The organism is Agrobacterium sp. 22-221-1 (genome assembly GCF_053522445.1).
This window is the reverse complement of sequence record NZ_JBNWCL010000004.1, coordinates 27,630-50,878: the sequence shown is the minus strand read 5'-3', so window position 1 is coordinate 50,878 and position 23,249 is coordinate 27,630. Positions and strand designations below refer to the sequence as shown.

The 23,249-nt window shown below is 59.8% G+C and carries 19 protein-coding genes; 11 read left to right on the top strand and 8 right to left on the bottom strand.

The window, feature by feature from the left end:
- Positions 1–43 precede the first annotated feature (43 nt).
- The 5 genes from ACQZ5N_RS07675 to ACQZ5N_RS07655 all read left to right on the top strand — a co-directional run bounded on the left by ACQZ5N_RS07675 (position 44) and on the right by ACQZ5N_RS07655 (position 5,547).
- A complete protein-coding gene (locus ACQZ5N_RS07675) occupies positions 44–1,225 on the top strand; it encodes a Gfo/Idh/MocA family protein (protein ID WP_448732584.1) in 1,182 nt (393 codons plus the stop codon).
- Between the two features lie 12 nt (positions 1,226–1,237).
- The gene (locus ACQZ5N_RS07670; protein WP_003521273.1) at positions 1,238–2,122 is read left to right on the top strand and encodes a carbohydrate ABC transporter permease; all 885 of its coding nucleotides are present in this window, start codon (positions 1,238–1,240) and stop codon (positions 2,120–2,122) included.
- Positions 2,119–2,976, top strand: a complete 858-nt coding sequence (locus tag ACQZ5N_RS07665) for a carbohydrate ABC transporter permease (RefSeq protein ID WP_020809501.1) — start codon at positions 2,119–2,121, stop codon at positions 2,974–2,976. The genes ACQZ5N_RS07670 and ACQZ5N_RS07665 overlap by 4 nt, the downstream gene beginning before the upstream one ends.
- A 38-nt stretch (positions 2,977–3,014) precedes the next feature.
- The gene (locus ACQZ5N_RS07660; protein WP_003521275.1) at positions 3,015–4,247 is read left to right on the top strand and encodes an ABC transporter substrate-binding protein; all 1,233 of its coding nucleotides are present in this window, start codon (positions 3,015–3,017) and stop codon (positions 4,245–4,247) included.
- A gap of 187 nt (positions 4,248–4,434) precedes the next feature.
- Positions 4,435–5,547, top strand: a complete 1,113-nt coding sequence (locus ACQZ5N_RS07655) for an ABC transporter ATP-binding protein (protein WP_065656976.1) — start codon at positions 4,435–4,437, stop codon at positions 5,545–5,547.
- A 152-nt stretch (positions 5,548–5,699) separates the two neighbouring features.
- On the opposite strand, the gene ACQZ5N_RS07650 is transcribed toward ACQZ5N_RS07655, so the two are convergent.
- Positions 5,700–6,185, bottom strand: a complete 486-nt coding sequence (locus ACQZ5N_RS07650; RefSeq protein WP_448732583.1) for a hypothetical protein — start codon at positions 6,183–6,185, stop codon at positions 5,700–5,702.
- 243 nt (positions 6,186–6,428) lie between these two features.
- Between ACQZ5N_RS07650 and ACQZ5N_RS07645 the strand changes: the two genes are divergently transcribed.
- The 6 genes from ACQZ5N_RS07645 (at position 6,429) to ACQZ5N_RS07620 (ending at position 13,600) form a co-directional block, all read left to right on the top strand.
- Positions 6,429–7,292, top strand: a complete 864-nt coding sequence (locus ACQZ5N_RS07645) for a MurR/RpiR family transcriptional regulator (protein WP_003504906.1) — start codon at positions 6,429–6,431, stop codon at positions 7,290–7,292.
- Positions 7,293–7,374: 82 nt separating this feature from the next.
- Entirely contained in the window at positions 7,375–8,157 is a 783-nt protein-coding gene (locus tag ACQZ5N_RS07640) for an SDR family oxidoreductase (RefSeq protein WP_448732582.1), read from the top strand.
- A gap of 44 nt (positions 8,158–8,201) precedes the next feature.
- A complete protein-coding gene (locus ACQZ5N_RS07635; protein ID WP_448732581.1) occupies positions 8,202–10,121 on the top strand; it encodes a beta-N-acetylhexosaminidase in 1,920 nt (639 codons plus the stop codon).
- 10 nt (positions 10,122–10,131) lie between these two features.
- Positions 10,132–11,565 (top strand): M81 family metallopeptidase, encoded by a 1,434-nt coding sequence (locus ACQZ5N_RS07630; protein WP_448732580.1) that lies wholly within the window; start codon positions 10,132–10,134, stop codon positions 11,563–11,565.
- Positions 11,566–11,627: 62 nt separating this feature from the next.
- Positions 11,628–12,833, top strand: a complete 1,206-nt coding sequence (locus tag ACQZ5N_RS07625; protein ID WP_448732579.1) for an MFS transporter — start codon at positions 11,628–11,630, stop codon at positions 12,831–12,833.
- A gap of 26 nt (positions 12,834–12,859) precedes the next feature.
- Positions 12,860–13,600 (top strand): copper homeostasis protein CutC, encoded by a 741-nt coding sequence (locus ACQZ5N_RS07620; RefSeq protein ID WP_448732578.1) that lies wholly within the window; start codon positions 12,860–12,862, stop codon positions 13,598–13,600.
- On the opposite strand, the gene ACQZ5N_RS07615 is transcribed toward ACQZ5N_RS07620, so the two are convergent.
- The 7 genes from ACQZ5N_RS07615 to ACQZ5N_RS07585 all read right to left on the bottom strand — a co-directional run bounded on the left by ACQZ5N_RS07615 (position 13,566) and on the right by ACQZ5N_RS07585 (position 23,248).
- Positions 13,566–14,717: a glycosyltransferase family protein gene (locus tag ACQZ5N_RS07615; protein ID WP_448732577.1), complete on the bottom strand. Its 1,152-nt coding sequence runs from the start codon at positions 14,715–14,717 to the stop codon at positions 13,566–13,568. The two genes, ACQZ5N_RS07620 and ACQZ5N_RS07615, sit on opposite strands and share 35 nt — an antisense overlap.
- Complete coding sequence (locus ACQZ5N_RS07610) at positions 14,714–15,961, bottom strand: glycosyltransferase family 4 protein (RefSeq protein ID WP_448732576.1); 1,248 nt, start codon at positions 15,959–15,961, stop codon at positions 14,714–14,716. Before ACQZ5N_RS07610 ends, ACQZ5N_RS07615 begins: the two co-directional genes overlap by 4 nt.
- A gap of 43 nt (positions 15,962–16,004) precedes the next feature.
- Positions 16,005–17,213: a glycosyltransferase family protein gene (locus ACQZ5N_RS07605; protein ID WP_448732575.1), complete on the bottom strand. Its 1,209-nt coding sequence runs from the start codon at positions 17,211–17,213 to the stop codon at positions 16,005–16,007.
- 72 nt (positions 17,214–17,285) lie between these two features.
- Positions 17,286–18,461: an ABC transporter permease gene (locus ACQZ5N_RS07600; protein WP_065656984.1), complete on the bottom strand. Its 1,176-nt coding sequence runs from the start codon at positions 18,459–18,461 to the stop codon at positions 17,286–17,288.
- Positions 18,458–19,456 carry an ABC transporter permease gene (locus ACQZ5N_RS07595; protein WP_003521288.1) on the bottom strand — a complete coding sequence of 333 codons (999 nt, stop codon included), beginning with the start codon at positions 19,454–19,456 and terminating at the stop codon, positions 18,458–18,460. Before ACQZ5N_RS07595 ends, ACQZ5N_RS07600 begins: the two co-directional genes overlap by 4 nt.
- Before the next feature lies 1 nt (position 19,457).
- Positions 19,458–21,359 carry an ABC transporter substrate-binding protein gene (locus ACQZ5N_RS07590; RefSeq protein ID WP_448732574.1) on the bottom strand — a complete coding sequence of 634 codons (1,902 nt, stop codon included), beginning with the start codon at positions 21,357–21,359 and terminating at the stop codon, positions 19,458–19,460.
- Positions 21,356–23,248 carry an ABC transporter ATP-binding protein gene (locus tag ACQZ5N_RS07585; protein WP_078052409.1) on the bottom strand — a complete coding sequence of 631 codons (1,893 nt, stop codon included), beginning with the start codon at positions 23,246–23,248 and terminating at the stop codon, positions 21,356–21,358. The genes ACQZ5N_RS07590 and ACQZ5N_RS07585 overlap by 4 nt, the downstream gene beginning before the upstream one ends.
- Between the last annotated feature and the right edge of the window lies 1 nt (position 23,249).

The following is a 23,249-nucleotide window of genomic DNA, read 5'->3' as shown; positions in this document are numbered from 1 at the left end:
GCTTCTGCGAAAATGAATTACGAATGAACAGGGAACAAAGTTCATGAAGGTGGGAATTATCGGACTCGGATTCCGTCTCGGTTATCTGGGCTACGTTTTTCATGAGATCGACAAGGATTTCGAGATCGTCGGTTATGTCGATCCCGCGCCGGCGGGCCTGCCGGGCCTGCAGGAAAAGGGCATTTCGGCCGGCAAGGCTTACGATAGTCCCGAGGCGCTGATCGCAAACGAAAAATTCGATCTCTTGATGATCGGCTCACCGAACCACATGCATCTGGAGCATATCCGTATCGGGCTTGAGGCCGGCTGCACCATCTTCTCGGAAAAACCCATCGTCGTCAGCATCGATGAAAGCCTCGAGCTTGCCCGGCTGCTCAACAAGCACGGTCACGAGCGGCTGCTCGTTGGTCTGGTTTTGCGTTATTCCCCGCTCTACCGCGATCTGCGCGCCGCGCAGGCGGAAGGCAAGCTGGGCGATGTCGTTTCCATCGAGGCCTCGGAGCATATCCCGCCCTATCACGGCGCATTCTTCATGCGCGACTGGCGGCGTTACGAGAATTATTCCGGCTCTTTCATGCTGGAAAAATGCTGCCACGACCTCGATCTCTATAATGGCGTGGTCGGTGCGCGGCCGCGTTTCGTCTCGAGCTTCGGCGGGCGCAAGAGCTTCACGCCGGCAAACGCGCCGCAGCATGACGGCATCAACGACATGGAGGTGTACCATCGCAAGCCGAGCGGCTGGATGGGTTCCGACAAGGTCTTCGACAGTGACGGCGACATCATCGATTACCAGACGGCGATCGTCGAATATGAGAACGGCGCATCGCTTGCCTTCCATACCAATCTCAACGTTCCCGACGATTTCCGCCGTTTCTGCGTCATCGGCGCCAAGGGCATGGCCGAGGGCGATTTCGTGCGCGGCTTCCTGAACGTGCACAATGCCCGGACCAATGAAAAGACCGTGGCCAAGACCTATTCGGCGGCGACCGCGCTCTCGCAGCATTACGGGGCGGACGAGCAGATGGCCGAGGACGTCATCGCCCATATCGTCAAGGGTGCGGCCCTTCCGGTTTCCGCGCTCGATGCGATCGAGGCCGGTATTCTGGCGCTTGCCATGGACGAAGCGCGCCATGGCCGTAAAGTGATCGATCTCAAGCCGGTGTGGGAGGAATACGATCTGGCGCTGCACGGGCAGCCGAAATCCCCCGCTGTGAAATCGGCTTGAGGGGGCGGCGCGATGGATGCGAAACGCAGCGCGGTCGTCTTTGCCTGGCTTCTTCTTCTGCCGGCGCTTTTATACATCACGGTTATCGTTGCTTATCCGCTCGTCGATACCTTCATCCTGTCCTTTACCGATGCGTCGCTTAGAAAAACGACGAATTGGGTCGGCTTCATCAACTACGAGAAGATTTTCAACGCGACTTTTGCCGATGTCATCACGCGGACCTTTATCTGGACGTTCTTTTCCGTCTCGATAAAGATGATCATCGGCACATTCGGTGCAGTTCTGCTGAATTCGGCCGTGCCCGGCCGGGCGCTGTTCCGTATCCTGACCATGCCGCCATGGATCGTGCCGATGGCTATCGGCATCTTCATGTGGGGCTGGATGTATAACGGCCAGTTCGGCATGATTTCCGGGGTGCTCCAGAACCTCGGCCTGGTGGATGGTCCGGTTGCGTTCCTCGCCTATGGCAGGACGGCCTTCTGGGCAACGATCGTCACCGACGTCTGGATCGGCGTGCCGATGGTGACGCTCTATCTGCTGGCGGCCATCCAGGCCATTCCGCAGGATCTCTACGAGGCCGCGTGGACAGATGGGGCAAGCCGCTTCTACCGCTTCCGCCGTATCACGCTGCCGCTGATGCTGCCGGCCATGATTACCATGTCGATGATCTCGCTGATTTCGACCTTCAATTCCTTCGATATCATCTGGATCCTGACACAGGGCGGTCCGACCGGCCAGACGACGACCATGATCATCGACACGTACAAGACGGCGATCGGCTCCTACAAATACGGTGAAGGTGCGGCCCGCGCCGTGCTGATCTGCATCTTCCTGTCGATCTTCACCTATTTCTACTTCCGCATCACCAGCCGCATCTCGCAGGAGGCCAGCCGATGAGCGACAAGAATGCGATGATCAACCGCTACAGGTGGTATGAAATCGTCGGGATCTATTGCGGCATCGCCGTGTTCCTGACCTTCGTGCTGGCGCCCTTCGTGGAAGGATTTCTGGTTTCGCTGAAACCGCTCAGCCTGCTTTTCTCCTCGCCCTACAAGTTCTGGCCGGAAAACGGTTCCTTCGAGGCCTACAGGACCATGTGGGTCAGCGTTCCGGGCTTTGCCCGCTACGTTTTCAACTCCTTCTTCATCTCCACCATTTCGACCATCATCGTCCTCATACTGGTGGTGCCGGCCTCCTATGCTTTCGCCCGTTTCGAGTTTCGTGGGCGTGGGCAGTTGCTTGGTGCGTTTCTGGCGATCAACATGTTTTCGGGCGCGGTGCTTCTGATCCCGCTTTACCGGCTGATGCGCAACATGGGTGTGCTGAACACCTATCTGGCGATGATCATTCCCGGCGCGGCCTTCCTGATCCCCACCGCCATCTGGCTGTTGCGCACCTATATGCTGCGTATCCCGCGGGAACTGGAAGAGGCGGCCTATGTGGACGGTGCGAGCTACTTCTACACCTTCCGCCGGGTGATCCTGCCGCTGGCGATGCCGGGCATCGCCGTCGTCTCCATCACCACTTTCATCGGCGCCTATGCCCAGCAGTTCATCTTCGCGCTCACCTTCAATTCCAAGACCGAATATATGCCGCTGCCCATCGGCCTCTTCGCCTATTTCGGTCGCCAGGAAGTCATCTGGAATGAGTTGATGGCGGCCAGCTTCGTCGGCATTGCGCCGGCCATGGTCGTGATCTTCTTCATGCAACGATATCTCGTCAGCGGCCTTACCGCCGGCGCGGTGAAATAATCAACAACCGGAACGACCACCAAAACGGGAGACTACCTATGGCACTGAAACATTACGGATTGGCGCTCTGCGCTTTCGCATTTGCCGGTTCCACTGCCCTTACGACGGTGACGGCGCACGCTGCCGACAAGGAGATCAGCTGGATCTATTGCGGCGACAAGATGGACCCCATCCATGAGAAATACATCAAGGAATGGGAAGGCAAGAACGAGGGCTGGAAGGTCGTGCCCGAGGTCGTCGGCTGGGCCCAGTGCCAGGACAAGGCGACCACGCTCGCCGCTGCCGGCACCCCGGTCGCCATGGCCTATGTCGGTTCGCGCACGCTGAAGCAGTTCGCGCAGAACGATCTCATCGTTCCGGTGCCGATGACCGAAGACGAAAAGAAGAGCTATTACCCCAACATCGTCGACACCGTGACCTTCGAGGACACGCAGTGGGGCGTGCCGGTCGCCTTCTCGACCAAGGCGCTCTACTGGAACAAGGACCTGTTCAAGCAGGCGGGTCTCGATCCGGAAACGCCGCCGAAGACCTGGGCCGAAGAGATCGCTTTCGCCAAGCAGATCAAGGAAAAGACGGGCATCGCCGGTTACGGTCTGCCCGCCAAGACCTTCGACAACACCATGCACCAGTTCATGCACTGGGTTTACACCAACAACGGCAAGGTGATCGACGGCGACAAGATCACCGTCGACAGCCCGCAGGTTGTTGCAGCGCTGAAGGCTTACAAGGACATCACGCCCTATTCCGTCGAAGGCCCGACGGCCTATGAGCAGAACGAAATCCGCGCCATTTTCCTCGATGGCAAGGTCGGCATGATCCAGGCCGGTTCGGGCGCCGCCACGCGCCTGCAGGAAACCAAGATCAACTGGGGTATCGCGACCCTGCCGCTCGGCCCTGAAGCAAAGGGTCCCGGCACGCTGCTTATCACCGACAGCCTTGCGATCTTCAAGGGAACCGGGGTGGAAGAAAAGGCGACCGAATTCGCCAAATTCATCACCTCGCCCGGTCCGCAGGGCGAATACGAGTTGCAGGGCGGCGCGGGCCTCACCCCGCTGCGTCCGTCGCCGAAGGTCGATGAATTCATCGCCAAAGATCCCTTCTGGAAGCCGCTGATCGACGGTATCGCCTATGGCGGTCCCGAGCCGCTCTTCACGGACTACAAGGGTTTCCAGGACACGATGATCGAGATGGTGCAGTCTGTCGTCACTGGCAAGGCAACCCCGGAAGATGCCGCGAAGAAAGCGGCTTCGGCGCTCGAGCAGTATAAATAATCTTTCATAAGCACGGATGCGGGCGCTGGCCGTCCGCATCCGGCAAGTTTCGCCGTGGGAATGCCTTGCGTCTTCCGGGATGCTCTTTCCCCTGTTTTCAACGGTTCCGATCCGGTGTGGTTTTGCGCCTGTTTCGGAACATCTCTGAACGTGGCCAGATGTCGGCCGCTGACGGGAGAGGCAAGTCTTGGGTCAGCTTTATCTCAACAACGTCCGCAAGAACTATGGACATTTCGAAGTCATCAAGGGCGTTCAGCTCGACATCAGGGATGGCGAGTTCGTCGTTTTTGTCGGTCCCTCGGGATGCGGCAAATCCACATTGCTGCGCATGATCGCCGGCCTTGAGGATATTTCCGCTGGCGACGTCGTCATTAACGGCGTGAAGGTCAATGACTTGCCGCCGGTCAAACGCGGCATCGCCATGGTTTTCCAGTCCTATGCGCTCTACCCGCACATGACGGTTTTTGAAAACATCGCTTTTCCGCTGCGCGTCGAGAAGATGGAGGAGGACAAGATCAAGCAGAAGGTCGAGGGTGTCGCCAAGATTCTCCAGCTCGATCAGCGTCTGCAGCAGCGCCCCGGCATGTTGTCTGGCGGTCAGCGCCAGCGCGTGGCGATCGGCCGCGCCATCGTTCGCGAGCCGAAGATATTCCTGTTCGACGAGCCGCTCTCAAACCTCGATGCAGCACTTCGCGCCGATATGCGCATCGAACTCACCAATCTTCACCGGACGCTGAAGGCGACGATGATCTATGTCACCCACGATCAGGTGGAAGCCATGACCATGGCCGACCGCATCGTGGTGCTGAATGCAGGCGAAATCGCTCAGGTCGGTGCGCCGCTCGAGCTTTATCACAAGCCGGCTAACCTGTTCGTGGCAGGATTCATCGGCAACCCGAAAATGAATTTCCTGAAGGTCACCTGCAAATCCGTCAGCGCCGAGGGTGTGACGGTGGAATATGAGGGCCAGACGATCACCGTGCCCGTGGAGCCCCGCGCCGGTCTTGAAGGCGCGCAGCTGACGCTCGGCATCCGCCCGGAACATACCGGCCTCGAAACGGCCGACCTCAATGTCACGGTCGCACCTAGCGTGATCGAGCGGCTTGGGGTCAATACCATCGCCTATGGCGTCGCCCCGACGGGTGAGAATTATTGCGCGCTGCTTTCCGGCTCCGCTCCTGTGGTTGTGGATGAGCCCATCGTCACCGGTATCAAGGCATCGGATTGCCATCTGTTTGACGAAAGCGGCATTGCGCTGGAGCGGCGCGTTGATCTTTCAGTCCTCAAGCTGATCCAATAAGGCGCAGGAGCCGGGCCATGTTATCTGTTTTTCCATGCCCGGCTGTTCCTGATGCGATCCGTCTTTGGCAGCATTTTTCCGCCCCTTCCAGACGAAAAAACAACGCCGGGCTTTCGGCCCGGCGTGCGAAGCTTTTCCAGATGTCTTCTGGATCACGGCATGGGGTTGGGCATGTAGCCGGTGAAACCGCTGATCTTCCAGCGTCCCTGATGCAGCCGGCAATAATAGAGCGTCTGCCATTTCATGACGTCGACGCTGCCATCGGCCTTGCGAAGCCCACCGTCGAACTTCTTGCGCACCAGCGCGGTCTCACCTTCCACTTCGATTTCTTCCAGCGTGGTGGTCGCAAAGATCGCATCGCGCGGGTTCTCTGCGAATTGCTGGGTTTGAAAATCCTGCGCCTGCCGCAGCCACTCGTCGCGATAGGCGCTGAGCGAAGGGAAGGACAGGCGCCAATTGTCCGGGTTCGCATCCCGGTTGGCGTTGATGCCGAGAAAGCCGTCCTCAACGAAATCCTCCGCGACCTTCGACCAGTCGGCGGCCAGAAAAGCGTCGATGTCCCGCGTTACCAGCATCTCCCAGATGGAATGGCGGGCGATGTCTGTTTCGGGAAAGGGGTTTTTGAAGGGATCACGCATGGTTTGGGTCCATTATTGAAATTATTTTCAAGATTTGGAGATTTCTCTGGTGTTGATTGTTGGCATATGCTCATCTCTCAATCAACAGAGAAAATAATTTTCAAATCAAAGGTGTGCGTGGTGTCGTCAACAAGACGAAACATCCTCGATTCATGGATCTATGCGGTTGACGGGCGCGCTTTCTTAGGGTGCATCGGAAACGGGGCCAAGCCTTAAGTTTTGGCGGAACGGAGACCGGTGAACATGGATATTTTCGCAAGAATACAGGAAGACAGGGGACAATTCTCGCAGTCGGAGCGGCGGATTGCCGATATTCTGGTTTCGGACTTCGAATTCGCCGTCAATGCCTCGATCATCGAGCTGGCGGCCCGCGCCGAAGTGTCGCCGCCGACCGTGACGCGGTTCTGCCGTCGGCTGGGGTGCCAGAGCTTTTCGGATTTCAAGGTCAGCCTCGCCAAGACGGCCTATGTGGGTATTCGATACCTCACCTCCGAACCCTCCAGCACGGGTCCCTCGGATGTGGCGGAAGAGGTGCTCGCCAAGGCGCAGGAAGCGCTTTTCCTGTTGCACAGAACGCTCGATCCCGCCCTTGCCGATGAAGCGGCGATCAGGATCGCCAATAGCGGCATGATCTATGCCTTCGGCGCGGGCGGCAATTCCTCGATGATCGCTTCGGAAATCCAGAACCGACTGTTCCGCCTGGGCCTGCGCGTTTCGACCAGCGCCGATCACAGCATGCAGCTGATGATGACCGCCGCTGCGCGGAAGGAAGATGTCATCATCGGTTCGTCCTTTTCCGGCCGCAACATGGAACTGGTGAAATGTTTCAGGCTGGCGCGGGAAATGGGGGTCACCACCATCGCGCTCACCCAGAGCGACACGCCTGTTGCCGCGGCCGCCGACATGGTGGTGGCCGTCAATGTGCCCGAGGGAAACAATATCTTCCGCCCCACCTCATCGCGCTACGCCTATCTGGCCGCCGTCGATGTTCTGGCGACGCTTGCTGCCTATCATCAACGGCAACGATCGATGGTGACGTTGCGTCACATCAAGCAGCAGCTCGTGGAACATCGTGACCCGGATGACAAGCAATTGCTCGGTGACTGAGGCGGGCTGACGAAAAATACAGGCTGCTTTGCCTGAGACCCGCTTTGCGGTGGGTCGGAAAGCTTCAAGGGAGTTGTAGGAGATGAAGGACAGGAAAGACCAGCTCGCCGTCGTTACCGGCGCGGCAGGTGATATTGGCCGGGCAATTGCCACGGCGCTCGCTGAAAACCATGCAAAGGTCGTGTTGGTCGATATCGACCCCGGCGCCCTTTCGAGCGCGCTATCCCTGCTTTCCGGTCCCCGCTTCGTCGCGAAAACCTGCGATGTCACCGATCCGCAGGACCTTGCAAGGCTGGCCGCTGAGGTCGCGGAGCTGGGCGATGTTGTAACCCTCGTCAACAATGCGGGTGCGGCAAGAGCGGTCAGCCTGCATGACACGACCGCCGATATATGGCGCAAAGACAATGCCCTCAATCTGGAAGCGCCGTTTCTCTGCTTCAGGGCTTTCGAAGAGGCGTTGAAGCGGACCCAAGGGTCGGTGGTCAATATCACATCCGTCAACGGCATGGCGGTGTTCGGCCATCCGGCCTATAGCGCGGCGAAGGCCGGGTTGATCCATCTGACCAAGTTGATCGCCGTGGAATATGGCAAATTCGGCATCCGTTCCAACGCCGTTGCGCCGGGCACCGTGCGCACCCAGGCATGGGAGGCGCGGGCCGCCGCCAATCCTCAGGTCTTTGAGGAAGCCAAGCACTGGTATCCGCTGCAGCGCATCGTGCGGCCCGAAGATGTGGCCAACGCCGTCGCCTTTTTGGCCGGCCCACAGGCGGAGGCGATCAGCGGCGTATGCCTGCCGGTCGATTGCGGACTGACGGCGGGGCAGGCGCCGCTGGCCCGGACCTTCTCGCAATCCGAACATTACTGACCGAAGCCCTCCTGAGGGCTCAATGCGCAATAAAGGGGAGCATCATGGCGCTCGCACATTATCGTCTCGAAAATTCCTGGCATCCGCTCAAAGATTCCGCCTCGGGCGGTTTTACCTTCACTCTGGTCAATCTTTCCCGCGAGCCGCTGAAGGATTTTCGCATCGTCTACACGTCGTTGACGCGGACGGTAGACAAACCCGCTTGCGACAATGCCGTTTATCTGCGCCGCAACGCCAATTTCCATGAGTTTGCACCGCCGGCGGGCTTCGTGCTCGAGCCGGGGAAATCCTGGCGTTTCACCGTCGATGGCCTGCTGCGACCGGCCCGGCATCGCACGGATGGCGCGAAATCCGCCTATGTCAGCCTTGCCGACGGAACGCATCGCGCCGTCGATGTCGGTGACCTGATGCTGGACGGGCGTCACAGCGAGCCGGCACCGGTGCTGCTTCCCGAAGGCAAGCTCGATCTGCCCTTTTCCATCCAGCCCTGGCCCGCTGAAATCGATGCCGAACCGGGCGAGGGTTTTCCCGTCGCGCTCTTCCCGGCGGAAGATGCGAGCGCAGAAGAAGTGCTTGCGGTGGAAACCGTGCTTTCGCTGTTCCGCCGGCTCTTTGCCGTCGGGCACGTGCCCTTCAGCCTTGCGCCGGTTCATGAGGGAAAACCGCTTCGTTTCAAGCGGCATAGCGGGCTGGAAGCGGAAGGTTATCGCCTCACTTTTTCAAAAGAAGCGGTGGTTGTGGAATATTCGGCCTCTGCCGGTCTGCAATATGGCCTGACGGTTCTGGCGCAGCTGCTGCATGGCGCACGCATCGATCCCCAATTCCGCTTCCCGGCCTCCGGCACCATCAGCGATGCGCCGCGTTATAGCTGGCGCGGCTGCCATCTCGATGTCTCGCGGCAATTCTATCCGACAGGCGATGTCCTGCGGCTCATCGATATTCTCGCATGGCTGCGCATGAACCGCTTCCATTGGCACCTGACGGATGACGAGGCATGGCGGCTCGAAATCAAGGCCTATCCGCTGCTGACCACCGTTGGCGCCACGCGCGGTCCGGATGCGCCGCTTCTGCCGCAGCTCGGTAACGGGGCTGAGCCGGTGTCGGGCTATTACACGCAGGATGAGGTGCGTATGGTCGTCGCGCATGCGGCGACATTGAACGTCGAAATCGTGCCGGAAGTCGATATTCCCGGCCACAGCACGGCGGCTCTCGTGGCCTATCCGGAGCTGACGGATGGGCAGGAGGCGCCGGACAGCTACCGCTCTGTGCAGGGATACCCGAACAACGCGCTCAACCCGGCCATCGAGCCGACCTATGAATTCCTCGGCAAGATATTCGACGAGATGGTGGAGCTGTTCCCGTCGCGGCTGATCCATATTGGCGGCGATGAGGTTGCGGATGGGTCGTGGCTGGCCTCTCCGCTTGCCAAGGCGCTGATGGAAAAGGAAGGGCTCGACGGCACCTTCGGCATCCAGTCCTATTTCATGAAGCGCATTCAGGGGATGCTGCATGAGCGCGGCCGCCAGCTTGCCGGCTGGGACGAGGTTTCCCACGGCGGCGGTGTCGATCCGGCCGGAACGTTGCTGATGGCGTGGCAGAAGCCGGAAGTCGGGCTTGAGCTTGCAAAGCAGGGCTATGACGTGGTGATGACACCGGGTCAGGCCTATTATCTCGACATGGTGCAGGATGAAGCATGGCAGGAGCCGGGCGCAAGCTGGGCCGGCACCGTTCCGCCTTCGCATACTTATGCCTATGAGGCCGTCGGTGAATTTCCCGAGGAGTTGAAGGAGCGGATGAAGGGCGTTCAGGCCTGCATCTGGTCCGAACATTTCCTCAATCGCGCCTATTTCAACCATCTGGTTTTCCCCCGTCTGCCGGCGATTGCCGAGGCGGCGTGGACGCCAAAGGCGCAAAAGGACTGGCTGCGTTTTGCGGCCATCGTCCCCTTGAGCCCGGTTTATTGAGGAAGGCGACATGCGTATTGCCGTGGGTGGAATTCATACCGAATGCAGCACCTATTCCCCGGTGCTGATGGGCGAGCAGGATTTTCGCGTCTTTCGCGGCGCGGAACTGCTGGAGGCCGAGTATTTCAATTTCCTCGGTGAAGGCGGGGCGGAGGTGTTGCCGCTTCTGCATGCGCGGGCGGTGCCGGGCGGCCCGGTGTCGCGCGCGGCCTATGAGGCGTTCAAGGCGGAGTTTCTCGAACGCCTTAAGGCCTGCCTGCCGCTGGACGGGCTTTATCTCGCCATGCATGGCGCGATGAATGTCGAAGGTATGGACGATGCGGAAGGTGACTGGATTTCAAGCGCCCGCGCCGTCGTCGGGCCGAATGTCGTGGTCGCTGCGAGCTATGACTTGCACGGCAATGTCAGCCAGACGATCATCGATCAGCTTGACATATTTGCCGGCTATCGAACTGCGCCGCATATCGATGTGCGCGAGACGATGGTGCGGGCGTGGACGATGCTGCTGAAGGCCCTGAAGACGGGCGAAAAGCCCGGCGTCGCCTGGGCGAAAATCCCCGTTCTGCTGCCGGGTGAGAAGACCTCCACGGAAGACGAACCCACCAAAAGCCTTTATGCCGTTCTGCCGGATCACGATACGCGGCCCGGCATTTGGGATGCGAATTTCATGATCGGCTACGTCTGGGCGGACGAACCCCGGGCGACGGCCTGCGCCGTCGTGACGGGAACGGACAAAGCGGCCGCACAGGCGGTCGCGACCGAGATCGCGCAATCCTACTGGAATGCCCGGCAGGATTTTCGTTTCGGCCCCGTGACCGAGCCGCTTGAGGCCATTCTGGATATCGCCGAAAACACGGCAACGCGGCCGATCATCTTGGCCGACTCCGGCGATAACCCGACCGGCGGCGGGGTTGGCGATCGCGCCGATGTTCTGGTCGCACTGATTGCGCGCAACTGGCAGGGTGCGCTGCTGGGCGGCATCACTGACAGACCGGCGGTCGAAGCCTGTTTTGCGGCCGGCGAAGGTGCCGCGCTTTCCCTGAAGATCGGCGGCAGTCTCGATCCGCAGAGCCCGTCCGTGACCGTCGAGGCCCGTGTTGTGAAACTGGATGATCCAGGTGCTGCTGACCAGCGGCAGGCAGTGGTCGCCATCGGCGGCATCACGGTCATTCTGGCGGCGCGGCGCAGGCCTTATCACATGATTTCCGATTTCACCCGTCTCGGCTTTAATCCAAAGGAGGTGCGGCTGCTGGTCGTCAAGTCCGGTTATCTTTCACCGGAGCTTGCGCCTATCGCCAATCCCAACCTCATGGCGCTGACGGACGGGGTCATCAATCAGGATATCGAAAATCTTCCCAATCGCCGCCGGGACGGCGATTTTTACCCATGGAAGCCGCATTTCGATTATACCCCTCAGCCCATCCTTTCGGCCCGCTGGCGATGACAGCGGTTCGGTAGCTTTTATCCAGCGATCCGGCGGTGCCGGATCATCTCAGGCGAATATCCATGCCGTCGGCTCTTTCCATCGTCATCAACAATCCGTCGATCCGCATCGGGGCGCTCGCCATCCTGTTCTTCGGGTTTTCGAATGCGGCGACCGCCCCCTATCAGGCGGTCATCGGCATTCGCGAAATCGGGCTGAGCAACAGCGTCTATTCGCTGTTGATGCTGTTTGCCGCCGTCATCAATGTCAGCGCCAGCGTGTTGATGGGCATTGTCGCAGACAGGCTGGGTGAATATCGCAAGCCAATGCTCTATATCGCGCTCTTCGGCGTCAGCGGTTATCTGCTGGTCTATCTGGCCGGCAACGCTACCGCGTTTGTCGCTGCAAAGCTGGTGCTTCTGCCGATTTTCGGAGCGATGAATTCGTTGATCTTCGCCCATGTGCGCGCCGATGCGCGCAACCTTTCGATGGGTGAGATGATCGCGGTTAATTCGATCATGCGGGCAACCATCTCGCTTTCCTGGGTGCTGGTGCCGGGCATTGTCGGTGTTTTTCTGGTGAATTCCGGCAATATGCTGATGGCGTTCCTGTTTTCGGGCATCTGCGCGCTTGTCTGCTTTCTGCTCGTCGCCTTCTGTCTGCCACGCGCCGCCACGCCGGCATCGGCAAATACCGAAGCGCGGTTTGGCCTGCGCGCCTCGCTTGCGGAAATCGGATCGCGGCGGGTGCTGCTGCGGATCATCGCCATCGCGCTCATCTGCTCAATGCTGCATCTCAACGATTCCGTGCGCTCGCTCATCATAACCGGACAGGCCAAGGGCACGGTGGCGGATATCGGTATTGTTGCGGGTATCGTCGCTGCGCTGGAAATCGTCTTCATTCTCCTGTGGGGCTGGATCGAGAAGAAGGTTCCACAGACACTGACACTTGCGGCGGGAGCGGGGCTTTACGCCATCTATCTCATTCTGCAGGGGCTTGCTTCAGCGCCGTGGCATATCTACGCCCAAACGGTCATCAGTGCGCTGGGCGCCGCCGCGATCATCAGCATTCCAATTACCTATCTGCAGGAACTGATCGCGGACCGGCCGGGACTCGGAAGCTCGCTGATCGCCGTCAACATCTTCCTCGGCGCTGGTCTGGGCGCGTTGATTTTTGCCGTTGGAACCCTGGTCTCCAGCTATTCGGGGACTTCCATATTGGGGGCGATTGTGGGGCTTGGCGGCGTTTATATGCTTTACGCGCTTGATGGAAAGGGCCGCCGCAGGTAACGGCCACCCAAATGAAAGAGGTTACGATGATTCTCGAAATTTGCGTGGACGATGTCGCCGGTCTGGAAGCGGCAGTCAGCGGCGAGGCCGATCGGATCGAGCTCTGCGCGGCGCTTTCGGGCGGCGGTGTGACGCCATCGGCGGGTTTCATGCACCGCGCGGCGTCCTGTGGGTTGCCGGTGAGCGTCATGATCAGGCCGCGCGCCGGTGATTTCGTCTTCACACGCGACGAAGCGGATGTGATGAAACGCGACATTGATGCGGCAAGGGCGGCCGGTCTTTCCGGCGTGGTGCTCGGCGCATCGCGTGGCGATGGTTCGCTCGATATTGGCTTGCTTGAAGAACTGCGCAGTCATGCCGACGGGCTGGATGTGACGCTGCATCGCGCTTTCGATGTCGTGCCTGACATGGAAGAGGCGCTGGAAGCTGCCATCGCATTGGGGTTCCCAAGAATTCTCACCTCAGGCGGGGCGCGTTCGGCGCTTGAAGGGATTGAGGCTCTGGCCCACCTGTCCGAGATGGCGGCAGGCCGGATCGTCATCATGCCCGGTGCCGGCGTGCGTCCGCAGAGCGTTCAGACCTTGCTGGATCGCTTTCCGATCACGGAAATCCATGCATCCTGTTCCGCCGTCCCATCTTATGATCCGGACAGCAGGGTGGCGAAGCTCGGTTTCACCGGCGCAGGGCGCAAGGTTACCGATGAGGCGGCGGTTCGCGAGTTGAAGACGATCCTCATTGCTCATCGTAAAGGCGGCGCAGCGCTCTAGCCGTTCCGGCCGCGCCATCGAGATCGAGCGTGATCGTGCCAGGCACCGGCAAGGACAATGCCGCCTTGATGGCATCGGCCATCGCTTGCGCCGAAATATCCTTCTCCTCCAGCACATGCGCCAGCCCCAGCCGCGCCAGCCGTTCGGCGCGGGCGCTCTGTTCGGTTTCGCCTCCGGCTGCGAAGGGGATCAGAAGCGAGCGGCATTTTGCCTGAAGAATATCGCAAACGGTGTTGTAACCGGCCTGTGAAATCGAAAGCCGCGCGCCGGCGAGCAAACTTGCGAAATCCTTGCGGAAACGGAAGACGGACACATTGCCCGCCGCCCGCGCCGAGATCGCATCGAAATCCGCCTGCGGCATGTTGGGACCGGTCACGAGGCACCAGCTCTTGATGCTATCCAAGAGGGGGGCAGCCTCGAGCGCAGCCCGGATAAGTGCGGCACCGACGGCGCCGCCGCCTGCGGAAACCACGATATCGAATTTTTCCGCCGGTTCCGGCGGCGGAAGGGGGGCGACGAGGCCGGTATAGACGATACGCTGGCTGATCTCGCCTGCGAGGGGAAAGGTGTCTTCCAGCCGGGCGAAATCCGGATCGCCATGGACGAGCACCGCATCGAAGTGTTTCTTCACCAGCGATACGGTCTCTTCGTCCCGGCCCGGTTTGGTCTTTTCCTGCAAGATATCGCGCAGCGACGCCATGACGAGTGGGCGCGGTTCGCTGTCTTCTATCTCATCGAGAAGCGGCAACAATTCGAAACGCACCTGCCTGCGACCGAAGGGGAATGCCTCGATGATAACGATATCGGGTTTTGCGCCGTGATAGGCCCCGATCAGCATGTCGGTTCTCAGCCTCTTGAAGTCGTCATCCACCGGTTTGCCGGAACTGTCGACCAGGCCGGCAAAGCTGCCGTCGCTGACGGCGATGGGCGGCAATTCGACATGGCGGATGCCCTCGCCCGGAAAGCCCGGAACCGGCGTGCCGCCCGTGACCAGCACGACATCGAAACCGTTCGCCTGAAGGGCGTTGGCAATGCGGCTGGCGCGGGCGATATGGCCGATGCCGAGAAGGTGCTGGACGTAGAAGAAGACGCAGGGGCGTTTTTCCGTATCGGTCATGGCGTTTTTTCCCACTCGGTCTCGAACAGGGCCTTCAGCTCGACAATGCTGGTGCGATGGTCGAAGGCGGTGCGCACACGGTTTTCGGCGGCACTGCCAAGACGCTGGCGCAATTGCGGATCGGTGATGGCCGTGCGCAGGGCCTCTGCGAAGGCGGCCGGATTTTCCGGTTCCGTCAGCAGGCCGTTTTCACCGCTGACGAAGAACTCCGGAATGCCGGAAATATTGGTGGAGATGCAGGTCAGCGCCTGGCTCGCGGCCTCGACCAGCACATTTGGCAGGCCGTCGCGGTCGCCATCGCTGGTGATGCGGCAGGCAAGGGCGAAGAGGTCCGCTTCCCGGTAGTTCTCCAGCACCTGCTTCTGGTCCATGGCGCCGGTCCAGACGATCCTGTCGGCGACGCCGAGTTCGTCAGCGAGTTTCTTCAGGGAGGCCAGTTCATCGCCGCCGCCGATATGGGTGAAACGCCAATGGATATCTTGCGGCAGCGAGGCGAGCGCACGCAGGAGAATATCGATGCCCTTTTTCTTGACCGCCCGGCCGACGCTCAAAATCCTGACCGGATCATCGGCATCTGAACCGTCTCTTGCCGGTCGTGGCGTTTCGAAATGCGGGAAACGGGTGAGATCGAGGCCATGATAACTCAGATGCACATTCTGCCTGGTCCCGGAAAGGGTCTGCAGATGCTGGAAGCCGCCGGCAGTGCAGGTCACGGCCCAGCGGGCGCTTTGCAGCTTGGCGGCAAGGTCGCGGTCGTTCGAGGTCCAGATGTCCTTGGCGTGGGCCGAAATCGTCCAGGGCGTGCCGGTAATGAGGTGGGTATAGGCGGCGACCGAGGCGGGCGTGTGGATGAAATGGACATGCAGCCATTCGGCATCCGCCGGCCATTCATGCGCGAGCACCACAGCCTGCCCGAAACGGCGGAAGCGATTGCGGCTGAGATCATGCGGCAGGTCGTTGAAAAAGCGGCGAAGCGCCTTGGTGAAGCCCGGCTTTTTTCGGCACGCCCACAATGCCTTTAGAACGCGCAGCGGCTCCTCGTGCAGATATTCCGGCAGATATGTGACGGGTGCGCAGATTTCATCGTGAACGGGATGGCGCTTCTTGTCCGTGGGCCGGCGCATCGACATGAGTTCGAGTTTAAGCCCGGCCTTTTCCAGCCCCAGAAGCTCCTGGGCGATAAAAGTCTCGGACAGGCGCGGATAGCCCTTGAGGAGCACCACGATTTTTTTTGTATCGGTCACGTTGCGCGTGTCTCTTTTGAAGCGGTGTTTGTCGGGGAACCGGTCACGCGGTCAGCGTGATCGGCGCCTTGTCGCCCTCGGGCGGCAGCCATTCGGCTATCCGGCGCGATATGTTTTCCAGACCGTCCAGCTTCAACCCGCGCGCATTGACGGAAGGCGGTGCGCGGTTCGGCAGCGCTTTCAGAGCTGCCGCCATTTTTGCCGGGTTTTCGGCATCTTCCGGCAGAAGCATGTCGAAAAGGCCAAGCTCCGAGGCGCGGCTGGCGCGGATAAGCTGCTCTTCGCGCGGCACCGTGCGCGGCACGACGAGGGCGGGCTTGTCGAAGGACAATATCTCGCAGACGGTATTATAGCCGCCCATCGACACGACGGCCTGTGCGCCGGCGACGAGGTCTTCCATGCGGTTGTCGAATTCGATGATTTCGATATGCGGAATATCGGCAACACTGCTCATGAAGCGCTGGCGTTGATCCGCTGGCATATAGGGGCCGAGCACCACCAGCGCCTTGTGCGTCAGTTCGCTGTCATAGCGATAGGCGTTGATGACGTCGTCGATCAATTCGCTGCCATCGCCGCCGCCGCCGGTGGTGACGAGAAGGTAATCGCCTTCCGGCCGATGCGATACGGTTTCGGCCTGCGTCTTGGATCTTTGCAGGAAACCGACGAAATCCATCTTGTCGCGAACGGTGTGCGGAACGTCGAGCCCCGTCAGCGGATCGTGGAAATCGGGTGGGCCATAAATCCAGACGTGGTCATAGAACTGGCCGATCTTGGTCATGACATTGTTGCGCTTCCACTCCGCTTCGAGCAGCTGCGGTGCATCCATGACGTCGCGAAGGCCGATGACGAGCTTGGTGCCCTGTCCCTTGAGATAGGCGAGCGTTTCCTCCACCTCGCCGCGCAGGCCCATGGGCTCCTTGTCGACGATGAAGATATCCGGCTGGAAGCTTTCGGCGGTGTGGTAGATGATGGAGCGGCGCATCTTCAGCGTTTCCTGAAGATCGATATGCCTGTCCATGGACGTATATTCGCCGTTGCGCAGCTTGATGACGCTCGGGATTTTCACGAAATCGACGCGGGCGCGGTAATCGAAAGCGCCGGCAATCGTCGCGCCCGAAATGATGAGGACGTTGAGGCCGCGATAATCCTCTACCAGAGCATGCGCGATGGTGCGACACCGCCGCAGATGCCCGAGCCCGAAGGAATCGTGGCTGTACATGAGTATACGCGCGTCGTTCAAACGGGAGGTCATGGGCCACACCTCTTTTTGCCTTTCACAAAAAAGGCGATGGCGGAAGGGCAGTTTATCAAAGGGTGTTCCATTTTATCTGAAGGGATCCGCAGCATCACGTAGTCCGTCGCCGAAGAAATTAAAGGCCAGAATGACGAGAACGACCGGGATCGTCGGGATGAGAAGCCATGGATATAGCGCAATGACGCTGACGCTGCGCGCCTCCGTGAGCAGAATTCCCCAACTTGTGATCGGCGGCCTGAGACCGAGGCCGAGGAAGCTCAGTGCGGTTTCGCCGAGAATCATGCCGGGGATCGTCAGGGTGGCCGAGGCGATCAAGTGCGACATGAAGCCGGGAATAAGGTGTCTGCCGATGATGCGCGGCGTGCCGGCACCCATTAATTGTGCAGACAAAACATAGTCTTCTTCGCGAAGCGCCAGAAGTTTCGAGCGCACGGCGCGTGCAAGGCCCGTCCAGTCCAGCATGCCGAGAATGATGGTGATGCCGAGATAGACGAGGATGGGGCTCCAGGTCACCGGCATGATCGCCGCAAGCGCCAGCCAGAGCGGAATGCTCGGGATGGATTGCAGGACCTCGATGATACGCTGGACAATCAGATCGAATGTGCCGCCGCGATAACCCGCCAGACCGCCGATCACAATGCCGAGAACGAAGCTCATGGCGACGCCGAGAAGGCCGATGGTCAGCGAAATGCGCGCGCCATAGATGATGCGGGACAGCACGTCGCGGCCGAGACGATCCGTGCCGAGCAGGAACAATTCACCACCCTCCGCCGGGCAGACGAGATGGGTTCTGCCCTCGAACATGCCCCAGAAGCGATAGGTATCGCCCTTGCAGAAGAAACGCAGCGGCTGGATATCCGTCGGCACATCCCGGTAGACCCGTCTCAGATTGTCCATGTCGAGCGTCATTTCCCGGCCATAAACGAAGGGGCCGACAAATTTTCCGTCATTGAACAGGTGAATGGCCTGCGGCGGGGCGTAGATATGCTCGATATTGCGGGTATGGAGATTATAGGGTGCGAGGAATTCGGAGATCAGGATCGAAAGATAAAGCACCACCAGAAAGGCGCCGGACCACACCGCGATCTTGTGCTGACGGAACTGCCACCACATGAGGCGGAGCTGCGAGGCCTTGCTGAAGGCCGCCATTCCTGACGTGTTGGGTTCGATCAGCGACGGGTCGAAGGGCGCGGTCGAGACGTAATGGGGCAGCGCTTCGCCGGGTTTCGGAATGGATGAAGTCATTTGACGTTACCACCTCCGAAGCGGATTCGCGGATCGAGTATGGCAAGGGCGATATCCGACACCAGAACGCCGATCACCGTCAGGAATGCGAGGAACATCAGGAACGAACCGGCGAGATACATGTCCTGGCTCTGCAACGCCCGGATGAGCATGGGACCGGTGGTTTCGAGCGACAGCACGACGGCGGTGATTTCCGCGCCTGATATGATGGCCGGCAGGATCGAGCCGATGTCCGAGATGAAGAAATTCAGCGCCATGCGCAGCGGATATTTGGTGAGCACCTTGAAGGGGTGCAGCCCCTTGGCGCGGGCGGTGACCACATATTGTTTCTGCAATTCATCGAGCAGATTGGCGCGCAGACGACGAATCATGCCGGCGGTGCCCGCCGTTCCGATGATGAGGACGGGGATCCAGATGTGTTCGAGGATCGACTTGAACTTCGCCCAGCTCATCGCCTGGTTCAGATATTCCCGATCCATCAGATGGCCGATGGAGATGCCGAACCAGATATTGGCGAAATACATCAGGATCAGCGCCAGCATGAAGTTGGGAATGGCGATGCCGAGCAGGCCGAGAAAGGTGAGCCCGTAATCGCCCCAGCTGTATTTATGCGTGGCGGAGTAGATGCCGATCGGGAAGGCGATAAGCCAGGTGACGATGATGGTGACGAAGGAGACCAGAACCGTCAGCCACAGGCGGTCTCCCACCACATCGCTGACCGGCAGCTGATATTCGAAGGAATAACCGAAATCGCCGACCAGCATGCCGGTCGCCCAGCGGAAATAGCGGATCGGGGCTGGCTGGTCGAAACCGTAGCGGACACGCAGCTCCTCGATTTCGGCAAGGTTCGCCGTCTCGCCCATGGCGCGCAGCTCGGCGACATAGCTTTCGAAATAATCGCCCGGCGGCAATTCGATGATGGTGAAGACCAGCATCGAGATCAGGATCAGTGTCGGGATCATGACGAGGATGCGCTTTAGAATATACCGCAGCATATCAGGCGTCTCCGTCATACCAGAAGCTATCCGGCATATAGACGCCGAGATAGGATGTGGGCTCGTAACCGAAAAGCGCCTTGTCCGGCACATTTCGCATGCGTTTGACATGAACGACGGGTTGCAGCGCGCCGTTGACGATGCCGATGGAAAACACCTGCTGCGTATAGATCCCCAGCATTTCCAGCCAGATGGCTTCGCGCTCCTGTTCGGTGACGCTTCTGCGCCATTTTTTCAGCAGATCGAGCAGATGCGCCGCCTCCGGCAGATCGGGCTCCTTGCCCTCGCGGCCGCCGGAAAGATAATGGACACCCCAGACCGGCCATTGCAGCTGGTCGTCACCGGTGGGTGCTAGGCCGGAAGGCAGCATGTCCGGCGTCGGCACACCGTTATCCATGCCCATCCATACCGACATCAGCACCTCGCCGCCCATGGCGCGCTTGCGGAAGACATCGCGCTGGGTGGGGCGGACGGAGACGGCAATGCCGATATGCCGCCAGTGATCTGTCACCAGTTCCATCACGTCGGTTTCAAGCGTGCTTTCGCCCGTCGTTTCGACGATGATATAGGCCGGGCGGCCATCCGGCAGGAGCCGAAGGCCGGCATTGTCGCGCTTGTCGAGACCGGCTTCATCAAGCAGCCTGTTGGCCGCCGCCCGGTCGAAGGCGCTCCAGGCGTCCGTAAATTCCTGCCGGTAAAGCGGGCTTTCCGGCAGAACGGTATCGGCGCTTTCCTTTGCCAGCCCGTAAAAGCAGACCATGTTGATTTCGTGCCGGTTTATCGCGAGCGACAGCGCCCGGCGCACGCGTACATCTTGAAAAGCGCTGCGCCAGATCGGATCGGCACAATTGAGGTTGGGCAGCAGCGCGATGCGCGAACCCTGAGAGCGCTTGTAGAGGTTCACCTTCAGGGGAAAACGCTTTTCGGCATCCTTCAGAAAGGTGTAATCGGCGAAATCGAGGCCGAAATATTGCAGATCGCTATCGCCGGACGCCGTCTTGGCCGAGATGATATCGGACGAAGTGACGTTGAGCAGGAAACGATCGAGATAGGGCAGTTGCAGGCCGTTTTCGTCGACCCGGTGATAATAGGGGTTACGCTCGAAGACAAATTGTTCGGCCGGTGGCGCGGTGGTGTTGCGCCAGGCATCCAGCGTCGGCAGATCGGGATTTTCGGGCCGCACCTGCCGCGACATCTTGATATGCAGCCCGCTCCAGTCATCCGTCTTGTTTTTCTTGATCAGCTTGGCGAGCTTTTCCGCCGTCTGATATTTGACGTGGAACTGTTTCATGTAGGCGGCGGGCAGGAACAGCCGGGCCGGTGAGGCCGCTGCGAGCTTCGCCAGAAAATCCGGGTTCGGACCGTCCCAGGTGTAGCGCACCGTCAGCCGGTCGATGACTTCGATAAGCGGCGGCTTGCTGTTGACCAGAAGTTCGATCGGCGGGCCGCCCTTGTGGATTTCCCTGTTGAGGGCGACGTCCTCCCAGAAATAGCGGAAATCCTCGGAGGTGAAGTCGCTGCCGTCGGACCATTTGTGGCCGTCGCGCAGCTTGAAGGTGAAGATGCGTTCTTCCTGAACGTCGTAGCTTTCGAGAATATCCGGATGAAGCTCGAATTTCTCGTCATAGCCGACAAGGCGGGCATAGCTGCTGATCGGCATCAGGCGAATGTCGCGCTGGCCGCCAATGAGCATACGCACCGAGCCGCCATGTTTTCCCGGCTCGCGGCCAAGCGCTTTCATGTCGATGACGCGCGGGTTTTTCGGCAGGCGTTCGGCCACGTCGGGCAATTCGCCCTTTTCCCGTTTTTCCTTGAAATAGGCGGGGTCGGTATAGCCGGCCCGCGCATAGGCCGGCAGGAAGACGGAGGCCAAGAGGGCAAGGGTGGTGCGACGCGTGATCAAGGGCGAAGCTCCCGGATATCGGCATTGCCGTTTGCAAGCACGAAATGGCCCTCGCCGAGATCGGCGGAGATCATGTCGCCATCACCCTCGTCGCGGAACTGTTTGCCCCAGTCGAATTTACCCGTCGCGCTGATCTTGCCGATGGTGCGGAAATCGAGCGGACGGTCGAGATCGGGGAAAGGCACTGCCGCCAGCAGGGATTTCGTATAGGGATGAACCGGAGAGCGCATCAGGATTTCCCGTGGCGCCAGCTCCACGATGCGGCCCTCGCACATCACCGCCACGCGGTCGGCCATATAGTCCACTACCGCCAGATTATGCGAAATGAAGAGATAGGTCAGTCCGAGATCCTGCTGCAAATCCTTCAGCAGATTGAGGATTTGCGCCTGCACGGAGACATCGAGGGCGGAAACGGGTTCATCGCAGATGAGAAGTTCGGGACCGAGCGCCAATGCCCTGGCGATGCCGATACGCTGCCTCTGTCCGCCCGAGAAACTGTGCGGGTAACGGTTGAGCGCGCTTTCTCCGAGCCCAATGGCCCTGACGAGATTGCGCACTTTCTCCGCGCGGTATTTCGCATCGCCCCGTCCGTGGATTTCCAGCGGCTCGCTCAGGATGTTGCCCACGGTCATGCGTGGAGACAGAGATGATATCGGATCCTGGAAGACCATCTGTATCTTCGACCGCAGCTCTTTCAGGTCTCCGTCCCTGGCATTGAGGACATCGATGTCGCCTTCAGGTCGGTGAAAGGTCACCGAGCCTTCGTCCGGGCGAACGGCGCGCATGAGGATTTTGCTGACGGTGGTTTTGCCGCTGCCGCTTTCGCCCACCAGCCCGAGGCATTCTCCGCGGCGAATTTCAAAACTGACGCTGTTGACCGCTTTGGTGGCATTGGCGTCGCCCTTGCGGAACCAGCTGGACTTCCGGGTCGTGAACGTCTTGCTGATATTGTCCACGGTCAGAAGCGGGCCGGGGGTCTTGTTCACTGCGGCGTTTTTTTTGCCGACGAGGCTTTCGTGGTCAATGTTGATTTCGCGAAGCGCCTTCAGCCTTTCGCCGGGTTTCATGTCGAAATGCGGCACGGCGGCCATCAGGCCCTTGAGGTAGGGGTGGCTCGGCGACTTGAAAATGTCGTCGACCGTACCGGCCTCCATGATCTCGCCCTGATAGATCACGGCGACCTCGTCGGCGATGTTTGCCACCACGCCGAGATCGTGGGTGATGAGCAGCATGCTCATGTTCAGGCGGCTCTGGAGATCGCGCAGCAGCTTGAGGATTTGCGCCTGTATGGTCACATCCAGCGCCGTCGTCGGCTCGTCGGCGATCAGAAGTGCGGGACGACAGATCAGCGCCATGGCGATCATGGCGCGCTGGCGCATGCCGCCCGACAGCTCGAAGGGATACATGTTCACGACCTTCTTGGGTTTGGAAAACCCCACAAGGTCGAGCGTTTCATGCATTTTTTCCGCACGTTCGGCCGGCGACAGGATGCTGTGAATCCTGAGCGCCTCATCGATCTGGTTGCCGATGGTGTGCAGCGGCGAGAAAGACGTCATCGGCTCCTGAAAGATCAGGCCGATGCGATTTCCGCGTATCGAACGGATTTCCCGGCCGTCCTTCGGCAATTGCAGCAGATCGACGGGGCCGGCTGCGGCATTTTCCGGATCGGTGAACAGCACACGGCCATTCACGCGCGCCGTCTTGGGATGGATGCCCATGATGGTCTGGCCGATGACGGATTTTCCGGAGCCGGATTCGCCGACGAGAGCCGTGACTTTTCCCGGAAGAATGCGAAGGCTCGCACCCCTGACGGCATCGATGGTGCCGCCCATGAGAGAAAACGAGACCCGCAGATTTTCAATACGGAGCAAATCTGCGCCTGCGCTCATG

What these genes read in the sequence shown, in the direction of transcription:
- ACQZ5N_RS07675 (WP_448732584.1), top strand. Translation starts at nt 44, where the DNA reads ATGAAGGTGGGAATTATCGGACTCGGATTCCGTCTCGGTTATCTGGGC.
- ACQZ5N_RS07670 (WP_003521273.1), top strand. Translation starts at nt 1,238, where the DNA reads ATGGATGCGAAACGCAGCGCGGTCGTCTTTGCCTGGCTTCTTCTTCTG.
- ACQZ5N_RS07665 (WP_020809501.1), top strand. Translation starts at nt 2,119, where the DNA reads ATGAGCGACAAGAATGCGATGATCAACCGCTACAGGTGGTATGAAATC.
- ACQZ5N_RS07660 (WP_003521275.1), top strand. Translation starts at nt 3,015, where the DNA reads ATGGCACTGAAACATTACGGATTGGCGCTCTGCGCTTTCGCATTTGCC.
- ACQZ5N_RS07650 (WP_448732583.1), bottom strand. Translation starts at nt 6,185, where the DNA reads ATGCGTGATCCCTTCAAAAACCCCTTTCCCGAAACAGACATCGCCCGC.
- ACQZ5N_RS07645 (WP_003504906.1), top strand. Translation starts at nt 6,429, where the DNA reads ATGGATATTTTCGCAAGAATACAGGAAGACAGGGGACAATTCTCGCAG.
- ACQZ5N_RS07640 (WP_448732582.1), top strand. Translation starts at nt 7,375, where the DNA reads ATGAAGGACAGGAAAGACCAGCTCGCCGTCGTTACCGGCGCGGCAGGT.
- ACQZ5N_RS07635 (WP_448732581.1), top strand. Translation starts at nt 8,202, where the DNA reads ATGGCGCTCGCACATTATCGTCTCGAAAATTCCTGGCATCCGCTCAAA.
- ACQZ5N_RS07630 (WP_448732580.1), top strand. Translation starts at nt 10,132, where the DNA reads ATGCGTATTGCCGTGGGTGGAATTCATACCGAATGCAGCACCTATTCC.
- ACQZ5N_RS07625 (WP_448732579.1), top strand. Translation starts at nt 11,628, where the DNA reads ATGCCGTCGGCTCTTTCCATCGTCATCAACAATCCGTCGATCCGCATC.
- ACQZ5N_RS07620 (WP_448732578.1), top strand. Translation starts at nt 12,860, where the DNA reads ATGATTCTCGAAATTTGCGTGGACGATGTCGCCGGTCTGGAAGCGGCA.
- ACQZ5N_RS07615 (WP_448732577.1), bottom strand. Translation starts at nt 14,717, where the DNA reads ATGACCGATACGGAAAAACGCCCCTGCGTCTTCTTCTACGTCCAGCAC.
- ACQZ5N_RS07605 (WP_448732575.1), bottom strand. Translation starts at nt 17,213, where the DNA reads ATGACCTCCCGTTTGAACGACGCGCGTATACTCATGTACAGCCACGAT.
- ACQZ5N_RS07600 (WP_065656984.1), bottom strand. Translation starts at nt 18,461, where the DNA reads ATGACTTCATCCATTCCGAAACCCGGCGAAGCGCTGCCCCATTACGTC.
- ACQZ5N_RS07595 (WP_003521288.1), bottom strand. Translation starts at nt 19,456, where the DNA reads ATGCTGCGGTATATTCTAAAGCGCATCCTCGTCATGATCCCGACACTG.
- ACQZ5N_RS07585 (WP_078052409.1), bottom strand. Translation starts at nt 23,248, where the DNA reads ATGAGCGCAGGCGCAGATTTGCTCCGTATTGAAAATCTGCGGGTCTCG.